Source organism: Bradyrhizobium sp., assembly GCF_049586575.1.
Classification (GTDB): Bacteria; Pseudomonadota; Alphaproteobacteria; order Rhizobiales; family Xanthobacteraceae; genus Bradyrhizobium.
This window is the reverse complement of record NZ_JBAVCF010000568.1, coordinates 1-3,354: the sequence shown is the minus strand read 5'-3', so window position 1 is coordinate 3,354 and position 3,354 is coordinate 1. Positions and strand designations below refer to the sequence as shown.

1 protein-coding gene and 1 pseudogene are annotated in these 3,354 nt (G+C 59.6%); one reads left to right on the top strand and one right to left on the bottom strand.

What is annotated here, in order from left to right; translation table 11 throughout:
- Positions 1-396: pseudogene (locus tag WB528_RS21410) on the bottom strand (efflux RND transporter permease subunit); the annotation flags it as partial.
- A gap of 321 nt (positions 397-717) precedes the next feature.
- On the opposite strand from WB528_RS21410, the gene WB528_RS21405 reads away from it, so the two are divergent.
- The gene (locus WB528_RS21405) at positions 718-3,036 is read left to right on the top strand and encodes a TonB-dependent receptor (RefSeq protein WP_423890451.1); all 2,319 of its coding nucleotides are present in this window, start codon (positions 718-720) and stop codon (positions 3,034-3,036) included.
- Positions 3,037-3,354: the final 318 nt, after the last annotated feature.

The following is a 3,354-nucleotide window of genomic DNA, read 5'->3' as shown; positions in this document are numbered from 1 at the left end:
CCGCGCCAGGTCGGCCGCCTCTTTGCGGAACGGCAAATCGGCCTGTGCGGTCACGTGGTAGGTCCGGCCGCGGATGTTGAAGTCGTTGACATAGGTCGAGCCGAAGTAAGTCTCGATGGCATCCGTCACACCCTGGATCGGCACGCCCAGTTTCTGCGCCTTGGTACGATCGATGTCGACGAACACCTGCGGCGTATTCGCCGAGAACGGCGAGAATACCGAGGTCAATCCCGGTGTCTTGCGCGCCGCCGCGACCAGTTCGTCGGTCGCCGCCGCCAGCAATTCCGGCCCGCGGCCCTGCCGGTCCTGGATGCGCATGGCGAAGCCACCGCCGGTGCCGATGCCGGGAATCGATGGCGGAGGAATCACAATGATACCCTCGATCGCCTTCGTCCGCCAATCGAAGACGCCGACGAAATCATCTTCCGCATGATGCGGTGATGCTGACGCGATTCTGATTGACCCCAGCGGGAGTGAATGAACCGGCAGCGCGTCAGTCTAGACGGCTTCTAAGATGATTTCTAAGCAAGCTGAGCGTCGAACCACGGAATACATCACCGACATTGTGTTAGGTCTGCGTGCAAGCACGGGGATCGGATCTCCGCTTGACTATTCCAATTCTAAATTGCGTGGGGCGCGTGAGTGATCGGGCGAAATACAGATCGGTTGAGCAAGAACAGCGAACAGCTCGACCGCATCTTTCGGAATCGTTGTAGAATGCTGCTCTGCGCGACCCTGCCGGTTTTTGCCGCGGGATCGTCTTACGCACAAAATTCGACCACGCTTCCGCCGGTTCAAGTCGAGGCGCCGAAAGAGCGCGCTACCCCGAAGCGGGCCGCCACGACCTCGAAGCCAGCGGCCAGACGCGCAACTCGGACCAACCGGCCACCGAAGCCGAACACCCAGACCGCTGCAGCACCCGACGACGGCAACGGTCCGAACAACAACACTTCCGGCCCGCCGCTGCAGCAGGCGCCGGGACTGGGAAAAACCGGCACCAAGCTGGCCGACCTGCCCGCCAGCGTCCAGATTGTTCCACGACAGGTCGTGACCGAGCAGGGCGGTACCCTGCTGAGAGATGCCATCTGGAACGCCAGCGGCATCAACAGCGGCGGCCAGGATTCGCTCGGTTACTTCGACCACTTCCTGATCCGCGGCCTGAACGCCCAGGTTTATACCGACCGCTTCTCCGACGGTGATCAGCTCGGCGGGCTTGTGCACTCACTGAACGGCGTGAAGCAGATTGAAATCCTGGAAGGGCCGGGATCGGCGCTGTTCGGCAGCGGTCCGCCCGGCGGCACGGTCAACATCGTCCACTACGATCCGTCACCGGTGTTCCATTGGGGAACGAGCACGCAGGTCAATTCGTTCGGCGGCGTGACCAACAGTAACTATGTCACCGGTCCAACGACAATCAGTGGACTAAACTACCGGATCGACACTACGGCCAGCGGCGGCGATGCGTTCCGCGATCTCAACAGCAAGGATTACGAAATCCGCCCCGCGTTCTCCTGGCATGTCGCCGACCACACCCTCACCTTCGCGCTCGACGCTCGGCATATCGAACAGACGCCGGATTCTTACGGCCTGATCTATTTCCGTGGCCAGCCGATCACGGGCGTTCCTGACACTGCGAAATATTCGACGCCGTTTGCTTTCGCAAAACAGGACGACATCCGTCCCACCTTTACCGATCAATGGGACGTCACGAACTTCCTGACCATCAACAATCGCTTTTCCTACACGCATCGCGACATCGACGCGATGCGTAACAACGACAGCATGACCGCCCCCAACAGCTCGAGCGGCACCCATCTCAAGACTAACCCTGATGGGACCATTTCACTGGTCGGGCGGCAGTTGCGCTACCAAAACGACTCGGACAACTTCTTCGATTATCAATTCGAGCCGGTCTGGAAATTCTACACTGGCGGAATCCATCACACGCTGTTGACGGGCTTCGAGTACCAGCGTCAGGACATGGACACGGTTCGCGAGACGGCCGACCTTAACCCCATCGCCAATATCTTCGCGCCGACGCCTGCGGAATTGTCGACAGCCGGCATGAAGACGGGATTCCTGTGCGACAAGACGCATTCCTGCGACAATGATCATCTGGTCGCGAATTATTACGGTCTCTATGCCACCGACCAGATGGACCTGACCGACAAGTGGAAGCTGCGCGTCGGGGTACGTCAGGACCGGTTTGATACCGACCTTAACCCGCTGATCACCGTGCCGAACGCGTTCACCTTGACGAACGTTCCGATCGTCGCCGGCGTGCCGTTGACGCGCAGCGACACGCCGCTGAGCTGGAACGTCGGTACGCTTTATCATCTCACAGACTGGATGGCGCCCTATATCGGCGCCTCCCAGAGCTATATGGCCAACTTCAATTCAGAAAATGTCCAGAATGGTATCGGCGCTCCGGAATCCGCGCGGCAATATGAAGCCGGCATCCGCTATACGTTCCTCAACGAGAGGATCGTCTTCAACACGGCGGTCTTCAACGTCTCCCGCGACAATGTGGCGACGCTGTTCACCCCAAGCACCGGCCCAAATGCCGGCGTACAGATCGTCACCTTCGACAGCCAGCTCACCAACGGCGAGGAAGCCTCGCTGATCGCCAAGATCACCGATCAATGGAGTATCCTTGCGAACGCCACCCATCAGGAGGCCGTCGTGACCACTGCTCCGAACGCGCCGACGACCATCGGCGACCGCCCGCAGGGCGTACCGGCCAATATGGCCAATGCGTGGAGCGTCTATAAATTCGCGCTCGGTGGCATTTCCGGATTCCAGGCCGGCATCGGCGCCAACTATCGCGACCGAACCTGGAGCGACACGACCAACGTCAATTCCGTCCCTGGCTTCGTGATCGGCAACCTGATGGCCGGCTGGGAGAACGCCAACTGGGGCGTGTCGCTCAACGTCAAGAACTTCACCAACAAGCTCTATTTCGTCGCCGCCAACGGCGCCGGCGGCTTTGTCGGTGAAGGGCTCGGCGCCTATCTGACGGTCAAGTACCACCAGTGATCCTCGACTGAGCGGAATGGCGGCGGCGCTCACGTATGCTGCGCCGCCGGAACGAGCAAGGGTGCGGCTGCCGACGCGGCCGCGCCCTTTTTCTTTGACCCAGGGCGATAGTGACGCCGCTCCCATGCTCCGCTAACATCGCCTGAAAAAGCACGAACCAGTGGAGTGGATTTGACATTCGCTACCCCGTAGCCGCGCATTCGCAAAGCGAATGTCAAATCCAAAACTCCACTAGAAGCCGATATTTACTAGTGGTCCTTTGATTCTAACATTTGCAAAAAGTGCCAGCCAGAGTGGGATGCAAATGTTAGAATCGGA

Excerpts from the sequence above, each read along its gene's own strand:
- WB528_RS21405 (WP_423890451.1), top strand. The coding sequence starts at position 718 with ATGCTGCTCTGCGCGACCCTGCCGGTTTTTGCCGCGGGATCGTCTTAC.